Consider the following 16,059-nt stretch of genomic DNA (forward strand, 5'->3'; position numbering starts at 1 on the left):
GCCCCGCCGCCGGGACCAACGCCTCCTCGATGTTGGGCGGACGAGCCGGTGCTCACCGCTATCGCGGAGATACCGAGCAAAAATGCTGCGATGCGAGCGCTGCTCGAAAGCATGATCTCACTCCCTCGCTTCGTCGCCCAGGAGCATCAACGCGCAGGCGCAGGAATCGTTCGTCGCGGCTATGGCTTACGTTGCGATTTTACGACGCAGGACTGATACAGTTCGCCTGCGGCTTAGCTGACCGTGCAAGGCACGCTCAGAAATCCACGGAAGCGCACGCGGCCGCCGCGTACCGGTTCGCCGTCGAGCGCATAATCCGGAAAGCGCGCGAGGAAACGCGAGATCGCGATGGCGCCCTCGAGCCGCGCCAACGCCATGCCGGCGCATTGATGCGCGCCGGTGCCGAAGGCCAGATGCCGGTTCGGCGTGCGGCCGATATCGAAACGTTCGGGATCGGCGAACTGGGCGGGGTCGCGGTTGGCGGCGCCGATGCACAGCGTCACTGGTGTGCCCGCCGGCATCGCGACGCCGCCGAGTTCGAACGGCTCGACGGTCATGCGGTTGCCGAGTTGGTTGGAGCTCTCGAACCGCAGCATTTCCTCGACCGCGGTCTTGATCAGCTCGGGATTTTCAATCAGCCGGCGTTTCTCGCCTGCGTGGTTCAGTAAGGCGACCAGCCCGTTGCCTATCAGGTTGGTGGTGGTTTCGTGCCCGGCATTGAGCAGGAAGATGCAGTTATGCAGCAGCTCCTTTTCGGTCAGCCGCTCGCCATTGTCTTCGCCCTGAAGCAGTCGCGTCAGCACGTCGCGGTCGGGATTGCCGGGCTTGGCCCGTCGCCGCGCCACCAGCCCTTCGAGATACGCCAGGAAATCCTTCACCGCCGTGTTGCCGCGGGCGAAGGCTTCCGGGCCGATTACCGGCTCCAGCGCGCCGAGAATGGCCAGCGACCAGTCGCGCAAGGGATCGCGCTCGCTCTCCGGCACATCGAGCAGATTGCCGATCACTTCGATCGGAATGGCAGCAGCGAAATCGTCGATCAGGTCCACCTTGCCCTTGGCGGCGATGGCGTCGAGCAGGCGGTCGACCAGCCGGACCAGGTCGGGCTCCATGCCGGCGATCGCGCGCGGCGATAGTGCGCCCATGATCAGCCGGCGGACGCGGGTGTGGGCGGGAGGATCGTTGAACACGAGGCTCGTGGTGTGGTGCTCGTAGAGCAGGGAGTCGCCATACTTCGGCGAGAACTCCTTCTTCTTGTCGGACGAGAAGGCCTTGGTGTTCTTGTAGGCTGCAACCAGGTCGTCGTAGCGGGTCAGGAAATACGACCCGTTCGGCAACCGCTTGACCGGTTCGCTCTCGCGCAGTGCGCGATAGGTCGGGTAGGGGTTGGCATAGAACTCGGGCGTCAGCTTTTCGAGGTCGAATGTGGCCGCCAGTTCGCGCGCATCCAGATTCATGGCTCGCCGTACTCGTTGGGACGGAAAGGTAAGCGGCCGTCAAATTAGTCGCATTTGCAACTATCTTAGACGTCGCTTTCAAAGCGTCAAGTCGGCGCAGCTTTCAGTCCACACCATCCAAGCGCCTTGATCCAAGCGCCTTGGGGTTGCGACCAATTCGGGATAAGTCTGCAACGCGAGGACCGTTTTCCAGAAAAAGCGTGCTAAAACAAAGTGATGAAGCCGTGTCTTTGATGCCACCCGGCGGCAGAATCCGCCTAGTGCGCTGCAATGTATCCTTGACTTCGCAAAGGTGAGTGATTACTCACGCCCCCATGTCTACCCTGCGCATGACCAGTGACTTGCGGCGGCAATTGATCTTGAGCGCCGCCAAGCGGTGCTTTGCCCGTCACGGCTTTGCCGGCACCACCACCAAGAGCGTGGCGGCGGCTGCAGCCATTTCGGAAGGGCTGTTGTTCAAGCATTTCCCGTCCAAGGCCGCGCTCTATGCCGAAATCCTCGCCGAGGAGTGCGAGGCCGATCCGGATTTCGCGCACCTGCTCGGCCAGCAGCCTTCGACTGCCACACTGGTTGAGCTGGTCAAGGGCATGGTTGGCCATTTCATGGAGGTGTCGGACGGCTCGGATCAGGAGGAAGCGCAGCGGCTGCGGCTGATGACGACCAGCCATCTCGATGACGGCGAGTTCGCGCGTTTGCTCTATGACAAGGTCGCCGGCCTGATCGGGCCGGTGTTCACCGCGTCGATCGAGCGCGCTGTAACGGCCGGCGACGCGGCGCGGATCGGCAGCGATCCGCTCAACCTGTTCTGGTTCGCGCACCACACCGTGCTGATGGCGGCGCTGACGAGGCTTCCGCCCGTGCCCTGTCTTTCTTACGGCAACGCCGCCGACCTGGAGCGGCAGTTGTGTCAATTCATCCTGCGCGGCATCGGACTTACCGAAGCCGCAATTGCTTCTCATCTGGACGGCGAGCTGTCACCGAATTCGGGACAATCGGTAACTGCAGAAAGTGCATGACATGAATATCGTGACCGAACACAAGATTTCGGGCAAGCCGATAACGGAAAAGCCGCACAAGCGGCCGGTCCGCATGGTGCGGTGGCTCATCATCGTTGGAACGCTGCTGGCCTTGCTGGTTGGTGGCCTGGTCTGGTTCAACTACTTCCGCGGCAAGATGATCGCGCAGTTCTTCGCGACCATGAAGCCGCCGCCGACCAGCGTCAACATCGCCACGGCGAAGTCCGAAACGATTCCGAATCTTCTGACCGCGGTCGGCGATCTCGCTGCCGTGCACCAGGTCAACGTGACCTCCGACGTCAACGGCCGCATCACCGATATCCAGTTTACGGCGGGCGCCAGCGTGAAGGAGGGCACGCCGCTGGTGCAGTTGTTCGACGGTCCCGAGCAGGCGGATCTCGCCAACTACAAGGCGCAGCAGCGGTTGGCGCAGCTCTCGCTCGATCGCGCCAAGCAGTTGGCCGAGCGTCAGGTCGGACCACAGGCGACGGTGGATAACGCCCAGGCTGTGTTCGATCAGGCCAGCGCCGGCATCGCCAGGACCGAAGCGATCATTTCGCAGAAGCTGGTGCGGGCGCCTTTCGATGGCGAACTCGGCGTGCGCAGGGTCGAAGTCGGACAATATCTGACGGCGGGTACGCAGATCGTCTCGCTGACCGATCTGTCGATGCTGTATGCGAACTTCACCGTGACGGAAAAGGACTCCGGCCAGCTCAAGGTCGGCCAGATCGTTCGGATCGCGGTCGACGCCTATCCGGGCCGCACCTTCGAGGGCAAGATCACCACCATCGAGCCGCAGATCGCGGCGGACACGCGCAACATTCGCGTGCAGGCGACGATCCAGAATCCGGACAAGATCCTCAAGCCCGGCATGTTCGCGACCACCACCGTGGTGCTGCCGGACAAGCCGCCGGTCGTCACCGTGCCCGAAACCGCGGTCGACTACACGCTCTATGGCGACTCGGTCTACCTCCTCAGTGAAAAGAAGGAGGAGGACGGCAAGACCAGCCTGATCGCGACGCGCACCTTCGTGCAGACCGGAAAGCGCCTTGAGGGCCGCGCCGAAGTCCTGAAGGGCTTGAAGGAGGGCGACCGCGTCGTGGCGGTGGGCCAGCTCAAGCTGCAGTCCGGAGCCGCCGTGACGATTTCGAACGATCCGGTGCCGGCGATTCCGGCGAAGCCGCCGCGCTACTGATAACGCGCTACTGATAAATGGTGCGGCTCCCTTGAGGAGCCGCGGCGAAAGAAAGATGGGCGGCGGTCTTATGGCTCGACCGCCCCACGGAAATGCTGAATTCAGCGGGATATTTTACGATGGTCTTCACCGATATTTTCATCAAGCGCCCGGTTCTTTCGGTCGTCGTCAGCCTGCTGATCCTCCTGATAGGTCTGCGCGCCGCCAGCGTATTGCCGATCCGGCAATATCCGAAGCTGTCGAACACGGTGGTCAACATCACCACCTCATATCCGGGCGCGTCGGCTAACCTGATTCAAGGCTTCATCACCACGCCGATCGAGCAGGCGGTCGCTTCCGCCGAGGGCGTCGACTACATCACTTCCTCGTCGGTGCAGGGCACCAGCACGATTCAGGTCTACATCAAGCTGAATTTCGATCCGAACCAGGCGCTGACCGAGGTTCTCGCCAAGGTGAACTCGGTCAAATACCTGATCCCGAAGGAATCGAACGACCCGGTCATAACCAAGACGACCGGCCAGACCACGGCCGTGATGTATCTGGGCTTCTCCAGCGAAGAACTCTCGGGGTCGGCGATTTCAGACTATCTGACACGCGTGGTGCAGCCGGTGCTGTCGACGGTCGACGGCGTCGCATCCGCCGACATCCTCGGCGGCCAGACCTTTGCGATGCGGCTGTGGCTCGATCCGGTGCGAATGGCGGGCCGCGGCGTGTCGCCGAGCGACGTTTCCGCGGCGATCGCCGCCAACAACTTCCAGGCAGCAGCCGGCCAGTCCAAGGGCTATTTTATCGTCTCGAACGTCCAGACTAATACCGACCTGCGGAACCTCGAGCAGTTCAAGAAGATGATCGTCAAGTCCAAGGACGGCGGCTTCGTGCGGATCGAGGACATCGCAACCGTCGAGCTTGCGGCGCAAAGCTCGGACGCAAGCGTCGCGTTCAGCGGCGAGCGCGCGATCTTCATCGGCGTGCAGGCGACCCCGCAAGGCAACCCGCTGACGCTGGTCAAGGGCGTGCGCGCGTTGATGCCGGAGATCGAACGCAACCTGCCGCCGTCGATGAAAATGAAAGTGGCCTACGATTCCACCAAGTTTATTCAGTCGTCAATCGACGAGGTGAAGAACACGCTGATCGAGGCCGTGCTGATCGTGGTGGTCGTGATCTTCCTGTTCCTGGCCTCATTCCGCTCGGTCATCATTCCCGTGGTGACGATTCCGCTGTCGCTGATCGGCGTCTGCAGCCTGATGCTGATGATGGGATTCAGCTTCAATCTTCTGACGCTGCTGGCAATGGTGCTGGCGATCGGGCTCGTGGTCGACGACGCCATCGTGGTGGTGGAGAACATCCATCGCCATCTGGAGGAAGGAAAGACGCCAGTGCAGGCGTCGCTGCAGGGCGCGCGCGAAATCGTCGGCCCCGTGATCTCCATGACGATTACGCTTGCCGCCGTGTACGCGCCGATCGGCTTCCTCGGCGGCCTGACCGGTTCGCTGTTCCGCGAATTCGCCTTCACGCTGGCGGGCTCGGTGATCGTGTCGGGCGTGATCGCGTTGACGCTGTCGCCGATGATGTGCTCGGTCCTCCTGAAGAGCGCGGACGAGGGGCGGTTCTCGAGGCTGGTCAACAGGGTGTTCGGCTCAATGACACGCTGGTACGGCCGCCAGCTCGACCGCTCGCTCGACTATCGCCCGATCACCGGCCTGTTCGCGCTGACGATCCTGGGTCTGGTCGGTTTCCTCTACATGAACACCTCCAAGGAGCTCGCGCCCGAGGAGGACCAGGGCATCGTGTTCTCGGTGACCAAGGCGCCGAAATACGCCAACATCGATTATGTCGACTTCTACGGCGACAAGCTCGACAAGGCTTTCGCCAAGTTTCCGGAAACGGACCTGCGCTTCGTCCTCAACGGCATCAACGGCCCGCAGGGCGGCATTGCCGGCATGCTGCTCAAGCCGTGGGACGAGCGTGAGCGATCCTCGATCGCGCTGAAGCCGCTGGTGCAGGCCGAGATCAGCAAGATCGAAGGCGTTCAGGCGTTTGCGTTCAACCTGCCGCCGTTGCCGGGCGGACCGGGTGGCCTGCCGATACAGATGGTGATCAATTCGACCGCCGGCTTCCAGGCCGTCTATGACCAGATGGCGAAGCTGAAGGATGCCGCACGCAAGAGCGGTATGTTCATCGTCTCCGACAGCGACCTCGAATTCAATCAGCCGGTAGTTCGCGTCTCGATCGACCGCTCCAAGGCGAGCGACCTCGGCATCAACATGTCGCAGGTTGGCGCTACCTTGCAGACGCTGCTGGGCGGCAATTACGTCAACCGCTTCAACCTCGAGGGACGCTCATACCAGGTGATCCCGCAGGTGTCGCGTGACAAGCGGCTGTCGCCGGAATCGCTTGGCGGTTACTACGTCCCGACCAACACCGGGCAGCTAGTGCCGCTGTCGACCATCGTGTCGATCGAAACCGCCACCGATCCGAATGCGCTGACGCATTACAACCAGCTCAATTCAGCGACGTTCTCCGCGGTGCCGATGCCGGGCGTGACGGTCGGGCAGGCGGTGGATTTCCTGGAGGGCGAAGCGAAGAAGATGCCTGCCGGTTTTGGCCACGATTATCTGGCCGACTCCCGGCAATATGTGCAGGAAGGCAATCAACTCGCGATCACCTTCGGCTTCGCGCTGATCATCATCTTCCTGGTGCTGGCGGCGCAGTTCGAAAGCCTGCGCGATCCGCTGGTGATCATGATCAGCGTTCCCATGGCGATCGTTGGTGCGCTGATCCCGCTGTTCTTCGGTGTGGCGACCATCAACATCTACACCCAGGTCGGATTGCTGACGCTGGTCGGCCTGATCACCAAGCACGGCATTCTGATGGTGGAGTTCGCCAACGAACTGCAGCTCAAGGAAGGCCTCGACAAGCGTTCGGCGATCGAAATGGCTGCCCGCATCCGGCTGCGACCGATCCTGATGACGACGGCGGCGATGGTCACGGGTCTGATCCCGTTGCTGACCGCCACGGGCGCAGGCGCTGCCAGCCGGTTCTCGATCGGCCTCGTGGTGGTGGCCGGCATGTCGATCGGCACGCTGTTCACGCTGTTCGTGCTGCCGGCGGTCTATGTCTGGTTGGCCACCGATCACCAGGCCAAGATCGGCTCCAAGCGGACCAAGGAGATCGCGGATTTCGATCTTGGGAGGCCGGCGCTCAAGCCGACCTGAGCCTTTGTAACCGCAGAATAGCAAGCGGCGGCAGCGGGAAGTCGTTGCCGCCGCTTTTTCATGCCGGGAGATGCGACGTCGGTGTGTCTCCATGCTAAAAGATAGAAAAAACAGGGAGCCAACATGACGAGCGACTTTCCCGCTGGAAATTACCGCTTCATTCCCGCCGTGTTCCAGTATTCGGGCGGTGTCGCAGCCAATCCCGGATTTGAGATCGAGCGGGTGCGGTTCGACAAATGGCTGCCGCTGGCCGAAGGCTTTGCGCGGATCGCAAGGTACATCGAGGCGGCGGGCAGGCCGCTGACGTCGTTCTGCGCCTGCGAGCTGCGGTCGCCGGCGGCATTCACCGACGAGGGGTTCCGCAATTTCAACCTGCACTACGTCAAGACGCTCAGCGAATGGGGCGTCTATGACGGCACGATCAATCCGGTGGCGCGCAGCAATGTCTGCCCGGAGATCGATCCGCCGGCCGAACCGTCATTCCACGCCTTTTCATTCACGCGGCCGAGCCAAAGCACGGCGCCGAGCTTCGTGATCGCGGGCAGCGGCGAGTCGCAGGAGGGCAATGCGAGCTACGCCGAACGCACCGTGCGTTACCGCGATGTCAGTCCCGAGGGTATTGCGGACAAGGTCCGCTACGTCGCCGGCGTGATGGAGCGGCGCATGGGCGAGTTCGGGTTCGGCTGGAAAGACGCGACTGACGTGCAGACCTACACCATCCACGATTTCCACCACGTCTTTGCGGATGCACTGGTTCGCCGCGGCGCCGCGCGTTCGGGTTTGACCTGGCATTTTGCCCGGCCGCCGGTGATTGATCTGGAATATGAGATGGATTGCCGAAGGGTGCTGCGGGAGATCGTGATCTAGAGAGGCGACCGGCGGGCCTCATGGTTCGAGACGCGCGCGAGCGCGCTCCTCACCCATGAGGGTCTCAACTACCGCTCCCTCGGATCGAGCGCGTCGCGCAAACCATCGCCGACCAGGTTGAACGACAGCACCACGAGAAAGATCGCCAGTCCCGGCCAGACCGCCATCCACGGCGCATTGGTCAGGAAGCGCTGCGCGGCATTCAGCATGCTGCCCCAGGACGGCGCGGGCGGCTGCTGGCCGAGGCCGAGGAACGACAGCGCGGCTTCCGCGATGATGGCAGCCGCTATCGACAGCGTCGCCTGCACCAATAGCGCCGGCATGATGTTAGGGAGGATGTGAAACAGCGCGATGCGCCAGCGCGGATTGCCCATGGCGCGCGCGGCCTCGACATAATCCTCGACCTTGACGCTCATCACCTGGCCGCGGGTCAGCCGCACGAAGATCGGCGTTGCCGAGATGCCGATCGCGATCATGGCGTTGCCGAGGCTGGGCCCCAAGAATGCCGCGAGCGCAATCGCCAGGATCAGGAACGGGCAGGCCAGCATCGCATCCGTGATGCGGCTGATCAGCGCGTCGATGAAGCCGCCGCGATAGCCAGACAGGAGGCCGAGCGGCACGCCGATCGACAACGCGATCCCGACCGATATGGCGCCGGCCAGAAGCGAGGCCCGCGCGCCGTAGATCACGCGGGCGAGAATGTCGCGGCCGAGTTCGTCGGTGCCGAACCAGTGCAGCGCGGAAGGCGGCTTGCGCACCAGCGACCAGCTTGTCGCGATCGGCTCATAGGGCGAGATTAGCGGCGCAAACACGGCGAGCGACATGAAGGTTGCGATCACGACAAGCCCGGCCACCGCGCCCTTGCGCTTGAAGAGCCGGCGCAGCGCGCGCCGCGCCGGGCTCTCCAGGTCGTCGGAAACAGCAATCGGTAATGCATTGAGCGTGGTGTCGGCCATGGCTTTAAGCCCTCAGCCGCGGATTGACGAGGACATAGGCGATATCGGCAATGAGATTGAGCGTGATGTAGATCGTCGCCGTCGTCAGCACGACGCCTTGCACGACCGCATAGTCGCGGTTGAAGACCGCGTCGACGATCAGCTTGCCGAAACCGGGAATCGAGAAAATCTGCTCCGTCAATACCGCGCCCGACAACAGCGTGCCCAGCTCGAGCGCGCCAAGCGTGATCACCGGCGTCAGCGCGTTGCGCATGGCGTGCTTGAGAATGACCGAGCGCTCGAGAAGCCCCTTGGCGCGGGCGGTGCGGACATAATCGCTTTCCAGCACCTGCAGCATGGCGCTGCGGGTATGCCGCATCAGGATCGCGGCAATCGCGTTGCCGAGCACGAAGGCCGGCATGATGGTGGAGGCGATGCTGGCGCGCCAGTTTTCGGTCAGCGGTACATAGCCCGACGCCGGCAGCCAGCCGAGCTGGATCGAGAACAGGAAGATCAGCATGATGCCGAGCCAGAAATTCGGCGTCGAGATCCCCCATAGCGCAAAGAAATTGGCGCCATAGTCCCAGGCCGTGCCTTTCTTCACCGCCGATATGATTCCGGCCGGAATGCCGATCAGGAAAGCGATCACGATCGCCATCGACGCAAGCTGCATCGTCACCGGCAGCTTCTGAGCGATCAATTCGCGCACCGGCACCTTGTTGCGAAGCGACTCGCCGAAATCGCCCGACAGCACGCCCTTGACCCAGTAGACGTATTGCACCGGCACCGGCTGATCGAGCCGGTACTGCTCGCGGATCTGCGCGATCACATCAGGATCGCGTTCCTCGCCGGCCATCACCAGCGCCGGATCGCCCGGCAGCAATTGCTGCAGCGAGAAGATCAGGATCGAGACGAAGAACAGCGTCGGGATGAGCTGGACGATACGCCGCGCGAGGAAGTTCAGCATGGTATTATTCGTGTCCCGGGCGCAGCGCAGCGTGCAACGCTGCGCTGCAGAACCGGGACCCACCTCGTTGAGATCGGGAGCGTCGGATCGATGGGTGTCCCGGCTCTGCGGAGCAGCGCTGCCGCGCTGCACCGCGTCCGGGACACGAGAGCGTGTAGGCGCGCCTCACTTCAGCTTCAGCCCGACCACCCGCACCAGCCCGTCCGGCATCTGCTTGTAGCCTTCGAGCTTCGTCGTATGCGCGATCAGGATGCGGCGGTGGTAGATGTAGAGCAGCGGCTTCTCCTCCAGCACGATCTTGGCCAGCTTTTCGTAAATCGCCTTGCGCTGCGCCTGATCGGTGACGAGGCGGCCGTCATCGAGTGCCTTGTCGGCCTCCTTGTTGGACCAGCCGCTGTAGTTCTGCGGCGCGTCGCTCTTCTGGAAGACATAGGAGTTGCCGTCCGGGTCGATCCGACCGCTCCAGGCCAGGAGAAAGGCCTGGTATTCTCCGGCCTCGGCCTGCTTCAACGAAGTCGCGAACTCGGTGACCCTGAGCTTCATGTCGAAGCCGGCTTCCGCCGCCATCGACTGGATCACCTGAGCCGCCGCTTCGGTTTCCGCGCCCTTTGAGACCATGAAGTCCACGCTGACAGGTGGCGTGACGCCGGCTTCCTTCAACAGCGCCTTGGCCTTGACGACGTCGCGCTTCGGTATCGGAAAGGCCTTCTGGTAATAGGGATGATCCGGGTTGATCCACTGATTTCCAGGCTTGAACTCGCCGTTGGATACCACCTGGCTGATCGCGTCGCGGTCGAGCGAGAGGTCAAGCGCCTGCCGCACCTTGGCGGACTGGCTGAGCGGCCCCTTGGCTTTGTCCTTGCCGACGTTCAGCGTCACGCCCTGATAGCCGAGCTCGATTGCGCTGGACAATTTCAGCTTCGAGTCCGCCTGCACTTCCTTGAGGTCCGTCGCGAGCACGCGTTCGATCAGGTCGAGCCCGCCGGATTTCAAATTGGCCAGGCGGACGGTCGCGTCCACCAGCGGCAGATAGACGATACGGTCGATATGGACACTGTCTTTGTTCCAATAGTCGGCGAATTTCTCGAACACCATGCGGTCCTGCTGCACGCGCTCGACGAATTTGTAGGGACCGGCGCAAACCGGACGCAGGCCGAATTTGTCGCCGGCCTCTTTGGCCGCCTTCGGCGACACCATCATCCCGGCGCGATCGGTAAGCTGCGCGACCAGAGGGGAATAGGGCGCCTTCAATGCCAGCTTGATGGTGAGGGGATCGACGACGTCGATATGATCGACGGCTGCCAGTTCCGGTTTGCGGAACGAGCCCTGCATCGTCAGGTGGCGCTCCAGCGAAAATTTTGCGGCCTCCGCATTGAAGGCCTCGCCATCGTGAAACTTGACGCCTGGCCGGAGCTTGACGGTGACTTCCTTGCCGTCGGCCGAGGTCTCGTGACTCAGCGCGAGCTGCGGCACGATGTTGAGCTTGTCGTCGATGTCGAACAGCTTGTCGCAGAATGATGCGAATACGATGCGGCCGACATAGGTGCGGGCCATGGTCGGGTCGAGGATATCGGGATCCTCGGCGAGCCCGATCCGCAGGGTGGTCTGGGCCTGAACTGTTGCCGGAAGCGACAGCAGCAGCGCCGCCGCGGTGACTGCCAAACGAAAGATTATCATGCTGCCATCCCTTATCCTCGATTACACCGCATTTGGCCGTGTCCTTGATACATCAACCCCGACGCGGCCTGCACCTTCCGTGCCACCGCTGAAGGCCGCGACCAACTTTTCCAGCACCGGCGAAAATCCGCCATCGGCGGGAACGATGGCCCCGGGTGACGGCAATTCGGCGGTGCGGTGACACGCCGTCGCGTGTCCCGTGCCGTCGGCGAGCAGGGGCGGAATTTCGGTGCGGCAGCGCTCGATGACGTAAGGGCAGCGGGTATGAAAGCGGCAGCCGGAAGGCGGATTGAGCGCGCTCGGCATCTCGCCTTCCAGCACGATGCGGCCGCGCCGGGCCTGCGGTTTGGGTACGGGAATGGCCGACAGTAGCGCACGGCTATAGGGATGCCGGGGCGCGGCGAACAGCGCTTCGGCGTCCGCCGTCTCGACGATACCGCCGAGATTCATCACGGCGACGCGGTCGGCGATGTGCTTCACGACCGCCAGATCGTGGGAGACGAAGATGTAAGCGAGGCCGAGCCGGTCCTGCAGGTCGCGCAGCAGATTGAGAATTTGCGAGCGGATCGAGACGTCGAGCGCGGAGACCGGCTCGTCGCAGATGATCAGTTTCGGCTCTACCGCCAGCGCCCGCGCAATCGCGATGCGCTGGCGCTGGCCGCCGGAAAATTCGTGCGGGTAGCGCCGGGCAAAGCGCGGCTCGAGCCCGACTAGGCGCAACAGCTCCTCGACGCGTTCGCGACGGCGCGGGGCCGGCACCAGATCGTGCAGTGCCAGCGGCTCGCTCAGAATCTGGCTCACCGTCATGCGCGGATTGAGCGACGCATAGGGATCCTGGAAAATGATCTGCGCATCGCGGCGGAAGGCGCGCAATTCGTTGGCGCCGAGCGCGCCGAGGTCGCGGCCCTCGAAGCGAACGTTGCCCGCATCCGGCTCGATCAGCCGCAGCACCAGCCGGCTGACGGTGGACTTGCCGCAACCGGACTCGCCGACCAGCGCCAGCGTCTTGCCGGCCTCGACCGTGAAGCTGACGCCGTCGACTGCCTTTACGTAGGCCGTGGGCCGGCCGAAAACCGACCGCGTGGCGACGAAATGCCTTACCAGGCCTTCGACTTCGAGCAGCGCGGTCATGATACCAGCCGCTCCAGCGGCGCGCGGATGCAGCGCGAGGCGTGGTCGGGGCTTACCGTCGCAAGCGGCGGCGGTGCGGCGATGCAGGCGTCGAGCACGAAGGGACAGCGCGCGGCGAAGCGGCAGCCGGCGGGCGGGTTCGCCATGTTCGGCACCATGCCTTCGATCGTCGCCAGGTGCTGGGTACGGCGGCCGAGCCGCGGGATCGAGCCGAGCAGGCCGACGGTGTAGGGATGCTGCGGGCTGGCAAAGAGTTCGTCGACCGGCGCGCGTTCGACGATCTCGCCGGCATACATCACCGCGACTTCGTCGCAGACTTCGGCGACCACGCCGAGATCGTGGGTGATCAGAATGATCGCGGCGCCGCTGGCGGCCTTCAGCTCGCGCATCAGATCGAGGATCTGCGCCTGCAGCGTGACGTCGAGCGCGGTGGTCGGCTCGTCGGCGATCAAGAGGCGCGGGTCGCAGGCCAACGCCATCGCGATCATCACACGCTGGCGCATGCCGCCCGACAGCTTGTGCGGATATTCGTCGACACGTCTCTCAGGCGAGGGGATGTGCACCCGGCGCAACAGCTCGATCGCGCGCTCGCGCGCCTGCCGCCGCGACCCGCCGCGATGGCGAAGGATGGTCTCGATGATCTGATCGCCGATGGTGAAGCTCGGATTGAGCGAAGTCATCGGCTCCTGAAAGATCATCGCGAGCCGATTGCCGCGCAGATCGCGCAGCGTATCGTCGGGAATGTCGAGGAGATCAAAACCGTCGAAACGGATCGAACCCGACACCTCAGCGGAACGCCTTGGCAATAATCCCATGACGGCGAGCGAGGTCACGCTCTTGCCGCAGCCGGATTCGCCGACGAGGCCAAGCGTCGCGCCATTGGCCACGCTGAGATCGACACCGTCGACCGCGTGCGTGGTGCGGCCATCATCGCCGTGGAAGACCACGCGCAGGCCCTCGATTTCGATCAACGGGTTTGCCGTCATGCCTTGCCCGCCGTGGCCGCTTCGATGCGGGCATCGATGACCATGCGGTCGGTGATCCCCGCCGGATTTTTGCGCGTCGGCAGGAAGGGACGGAAATGCACCCAGCGTTCGCGGCTCACTTGTTCCAGTCGTTCGAGTTCGGCCAACGGATCGGTATGGTCGTCGACACGCAGGTCTAGATCTGACCATTCTTCCTCGCCGTGGATCAACAGCGCCGCCGATTGCTTGCCGCGCTTGTCGCCGCCGGCGGCTTCGCCGGCCTTCATCGCTAAGATCAGCCGCTGCGCAAACGGCAGACTGGCATTGGCGACAAAGGCTTTCGCCGTGTCATCGAGCACGGCCGCGCCCGCCAGCATGTTGCCGGCGAGGGAGAAGCCGTCACCCTGGATATGCCCACACCAGTCGATGCATTCGCGGCCGGTATGCGCTGCGATGCGGCCCTTGATATCCATGACATGAAGTTGGCGGGCCTCGTATCCATCGTCGGTAACGAGCAGAATGTCCACCACCTCGCGGGGGCTGCGGCCTTCGCGCAATAGCTTCACGCCGTCGATGCCGTAATAGGGATTGACCAGCGCCTGCGTCGCGATGCCGCCGATGCCGGGCGCGATATGCGGCACGCGCGCGCCGACCGCAAAAAATCGGGTCGCGACGGCGATGCCGATCTGGCCGGTTGAGGAATCACGGGCAATGATCGACCAAGTCATCTCAAGTCGCCTCTACCGGCCCGCCGCGTAGCCCTGCATGCCCCTCGGATTGGCGGCGGCGCGGCGACGACGACCGACCTTGGAGGCCGCGGTGAGGCGGCCTTCCGACCATTCGGGACCGATCTCGACCACATGTCCGCGGCTCTTCAATGTGTCGACAGTCGCGTTCGGTACGCGGCTTTCGAGTACGAGCACGCCGGGCCGCGCGGTACGCGGCCAGAACGAAATCGGAAAATGTTCGGAATGCCAGGCCGGCGCATCGATGGCTTCCTGTAGGTTCAGCTTGGCGTGGACATGCCGCAGGAAGAACTGCGTGGTCCATTGATCCTGCTGGTCGCCGCCGGGGGATCCCCAGGCCATGTAGGGCTCACCGTCGCGATAGCACATGGTGGGTGAGAGCGTGGTGCGCGGCCGTTTGCCGGGCGCAAGCGCTGCCGGGTGATCTTCCTCCAGCCAGAACATCTGCGCGCGACTGCCGAGGCAGAAGCCGAGTTCGGGAATGACCGGCGAGGATTGCAGCCAGCCGCCGGACGGCGTCGCCGAGACCATGTTGCCGGCCTGGTCGATGATGTCGAAATGCACGGTATCGCCGCGCACCTCGCCGAACCGGCCGACGGTCGGCTCACCCGCGCCCATGGCACCGACCGCCTCGCGATGGCCTTCCGCACGGCGCATCTTGACGACCGAGCCGAAACCTTCGACCGAGCCCGGGATGAAGTCGAGCGAGGCCTTATCCCCAGAGATCAGCTTGCGGCGCTCGTCATTGTAGGCATCCGACAACAGCATCGCGATCGGGATGTCGGTAAATTTCGGGTCGCCATAAAACTTCTCGCGATCGGCGAAGGCGAGTTTCGCGCATTCGATCTGCAGATGGATGAAGTCGGGCCCGGCCGGATCGAGCCCGTCGAGCTCAAATCCCTTCAGCAGCGCGAGTTGCTGCAGCATCACCGGGCCCTGGCTCCAGACGCCGGCCTTGCAGACGGTGTAGCGGCCATAGTCGTAAGTGAGCGGCGCCTCGACGGTCGGCTGCCAGCGTGCCATGTCGTCGGCGCTTAGCACGCCGCGATGCGGTAAGCCGCTGACGTCCATCACGTCCTGGGTGCGGCAGAACTTGTCGATTGCTTCCGCCACAAAACCCTGCGACCAGGACTTTCGCGCGCGCTCGATCTGTGCGACGCGATCACCGCCTGCGCTTTCCGCCTCTTTGAGGATGCGGGCGTAGGTTTCGGAGAGCTGCTTGTTGGTGAACAGCGTGCCGGGTCTTGGCACTTCATTGTTCGGCAGGTAGACCGCCGCCGATGTCGTCCAGTGCTTCCTGAACAACTGCTCGACGACCTGGATCGTGGCGGAAGCGCGCTCGACCAGCGGGTAGCCGTCGCGGGCGTAGGCGATCGCGGGCTCCAGCACATCGCGCAGCCGCATCGTGCCGTAATCGCGCAAGAGCAGCATCCAGGATTCGAACGTGCCGGGCACGCACGCCGCGAGGAGCCCGGTGCCGGGCACCATCTCCAGACCTTCGCTCTTGTAGTGCGCAATGGTTGCCTTTGCAGGCGCCGGACCCTGGCCGCAGATCACCTCGGTGCGGCCGCGCCTGGTGTCATGCACGATGATCGGCACGTCGCCGCCCGGGCCGTTCAGGTGCGGCTCCACCACCTGCAGCGTGAAGGCCGTGGCAACGCCGGCATCGAATGCGTTGCCGCCCTTTTCCAGGATGCTCATCCCGACGGCGGTCGCGATCCAGTGGGTCGACGTGACGACGCCAAAGGTGCCTTCGATTTCCGGCCTTGTGGTGAACGGATCGGGATTGATGTTGCTCATGGGAATCCAATGCCGTGCTGGTAACCTAGAGCATGATCCGGAAAAGTGGACACCGGTTTTCCGAAAAGATCATGCTCAAACAAGAAGATGA

General features: G+C 63.4%; 12 protein-coding genes. 4 read left to right on the plus strand and 8 right to left on the minus strand.

Features of this window, described 5'->3' with window-relative positions; all coding sequences use genetic code 11:
* Nucleotides 1-233: 233 nt before the first annotated feature.
* A complete protein-coding gene (locus V1273_RS11035; protein WP_334409611.1) occupies nucleotides 234-1,454 on the minus strand; it encodes a cytochrome P450 in 1,221 nt (406 codons plus the stop codon).
* Between the two features lie 314 nt (nucleotides 1,455-1,768).
* Between V1273_RS11035 and V1273_RS11040 the strand changes: the two genes are divergently transcribed.
* The 4 genes from V1273_RS11040 (at nucleotide 1,769) to cnbZ (ending at nucleotide 7,747) form a co-directional block, all read left to right on the plus strand.
* Nucleotides 1,769-2,470 (plus strand): TetR/AcrR family transcriptional regulator, encoded by a 702-nt coding sequence (locus V1273_RS11040; RefSeq protein WP_334367717.1) that lies wholly within the window; start codon nucleotides 1,769-1,771, stop codon nucleotides 2,468-2,470.
* A gap of 1 nt (nucleotide 2,471) precedes the next feature.
* Nucleotides 2,472-3,665 (plus strand): efflux RND transporter periplasmic adaptor subunit, encoded by a 1,194-nt coding sequence (locus V1273_RS11045; protein WP_334367718.1) that lies wholly within the window; start codon nucleotides 2,472-2,474, stop codon nucleotides 3,663-3,665.
* 119 nt (nucleotides 3,666-3,784) lie between these two features.
* Nucleotides 3,785-6,880 carry a MexW/MexI family multidrug efflux RND transporter permease subunit gene (locus tag V1273_RS11050; protein ID WP_334409612.1) on the plus strand — a complete coding sequence of 1,032 codons (3,096 nt, stop codon included), beginning with the start codon at nucleotides 3,785-3,787 and terminating at the stop codon, nucleotides 6,878-6,880.
* 123 nt (nucleotides 6,881-7,003) lie between these two features.
* Nucleotides 7,004-7,747 carry a 2-amino-5-chloromuconate deaminase CnbZ gene (gene cnbZ / locus V1273_RS11055; RefSeq protein WP_334409613.1) on the plus strand — a complete coding sequence of 248 codons (744 nt, stop codon included), beginning with the start codon at nucleotides 7,004-7,006 and terminating at the stop codon, nucleotides 7,745-7,747.
* Between the two features lie 68 nt (nucleotides 7,748-7,815).
* Here the strand turns inward: cnbZ and V1273_RS11060 are convergent, their stop codons facing one another.
* From V1273_RS11060 to V1273_RS11090, 7 genes are all read right to left on the minus strand, one after another.
* Entirely contained in the window at nucleotides 7,816-8,703 is an 888-nt protein-coding gene (locus V1273_RS11060; RefSeq protein ID WP_334383079.1) for an ABC transporter permease, read from the minus strand.
* A gap of 4 nt (nucleotides 8,704-8,707) precedes the next feature.
* On the minus strand, nucleotides 8,708-9,649 hold the full coding sequence (locus tag V1273_RS11065; RefSeq protein WP_028350083.1) for an ABC transporter permease: 942 nt from the start codon (nucleotides 9,647-9,649) through the stop codon (nucleotides 8,708-8,710).
* A gap of 165 nt (nucleotides 9,650-9,814) precedes the next feature.
* Complete coding sequence (locus tag V1273_RS11070) at nucleotides 9,815-11,326, minus strand: ABC transporter substrate-binding protein (protein WP_334409614.1); 1,512 nt, start codon at nucleotides 11,324-11,326, stop codon at nucleotides 9,815-9,817.
* Nucleotides 11,327-11,347: 21 nt separating this feature from the next.
* Nucleotides 11,348-12,457 (minus strand): ABC transporter ATP-binding protein, encoded by a 1,110-nt coding sequence (locus V1273_RS11075; RefSeq protein ID WP_334367723.1) that lies wholly within the window; start codon nucleotides 12,455-12,457, stop codon nucleotides 11,348-11,350.
* On the minus strand, nucleotides 12,454-13,443 hold the full coding sequence (locus V1273_RS11080; RefSeq protein WP_334367724.1) for an ABC transporter ATP-binding protein: 990 nt from the start codon (nucleotides 13,441-13,443) through the stop codon (nucleotides 12,454-12,456). Before V1273_RS11080 ends, V1273_RS11075 begins: the two co-directional genes overlap by 4 nt.
* Complete coding sequence (locus V1273_RS11085) at nucleotides 13,440-14,150, minus strand: DUF1028 domain-containing protein (protein WP_334367725.1); 711 nt, start codon at nucleotides 14,148-14,150, stop codon at nucleotides 13,440-13,442. Before V1273_RS11085 ends, V1273_RS11080 begins: the two co-directional genes overlap by 4 nt.
* Before the next feature lie 12 nt (nucleotides 14,151-14,162).
* Nucleotides 14,163-15,968 carry a gamma-glutamyltransferase family protein gene (locus tag V1273_RS11090; protein WP_334409616.1) on the minus strand — a complete coding sequence of 602 codons (1,806 nt, stop codon included), beginning with the start codon at nucleotides 15,966-15,968 and terminating at the stop codon, nucleotides 14,163-14,165.
* Nucleotides 15,969-16,059: the final 91 nt, after the last annotated feature.

The sequence above is a fragment of the Bradyrhizobium sp. AZCC 1721 genome, assembly GCF_036924715.1.
Taxonomy (GTDB): Bacteria; Pseudomonadota; Alphaproteobacteria; order Rhizobiales; family Xanthobacteraceae; genus Bradyrhizobium.

What these genes read in the sequence shown, in the direction of transcription:
- V1273_RS11035 (WP_334409611.1), bottom strand. Translation starts at nt 1,454, where the DNA reads ATGAATCTGGATGCGCGCGAACTGGCGGCCACATTCGACCTCGAAAAG.
- V1273_RS11040 (WP_334367717.1), top strand. Translation starts at nt 1,769, where the DNA reads ATGTCTACCCTGCGCATGACCAGTGACTTGCGGCGGCAATTGATCTTG.
- V1273_RS11045 (WP_334367718.1), top strand. Translation starts at nt 2,472, where the DNA reads ATGAATATCGTGACCGAACACAAGATTTCGGGCAAGCCGATAACGGAA.
- V1273_RS11050 (WP_334409612.1), top strand. Translation starts at nt 3,785, where the DNA reads ATGGTCTTCACCGATATTTTCATCAAGCGCCCGGTTCTTTCGGTCGTC.
- cnbZ (WP_334409613.1), top strand. Translation starts at nt 7,004, where the DNA reads ATGACGAGCGACTTTCCCGCTGGAAATTACCGCTTCATTCCCGCCGTG.
- V1273_RS11060 (WP_334383079.1), bottom strand. Translation starts at nt 8,703, where the DNA reads ATGGCCGACACCACGCTCAATGCATTACCGATTGCTGTTTCCGACGAC.
- V1273_RS11065 (WP_028350083.1), bottom strand. Translation starts at nt 9,649, where the DNA reads ATGCTGAACTTCCTCGCGCGGCGTATCGTCCAGCTCATCCCGACGCTG.
- V1273_RS11070 (WP_334409614.1), bottom strand. Translation starts at nt 11,326, where the DNA reads ATGATAATCTTTCGTTTGGCAGTCACCGCGGCGGCGCTGCTGCTGTCG.
- V1273_RS11075 (WP_334367723.1), bottom strand. Translation starts at nt 12,457, where the DNA reads ATGACCGCGCTGCTCGAAGTCGAAGGCCTGGTAAGGCATTTCGTCGCC.
- V1273_RS11080 (WP_334367724.1), bottom strand. Translation starts at nt 13,443, where the DNA reads ATGACGGCAAACCCGTTGATCGAAATCGAGGGCCTGCGCGTGGTCTTC.
- V1273_RS11085 (WP_334367725.1), bottom strand. Translation starts at nt 14,150, where the DNA reads ATGACTTGGTCGATCATTGCCCGTGATTCCTCAACCGGCCAGATCGGC.
- V1273_RS11090 (WP_334409616.1), bottom strand. Translation starts at nt 15,968, where the DNA reads ATGAGCAACATCAATCCCGATCCGTTCACCACAAGGCCGGAAATCGAA.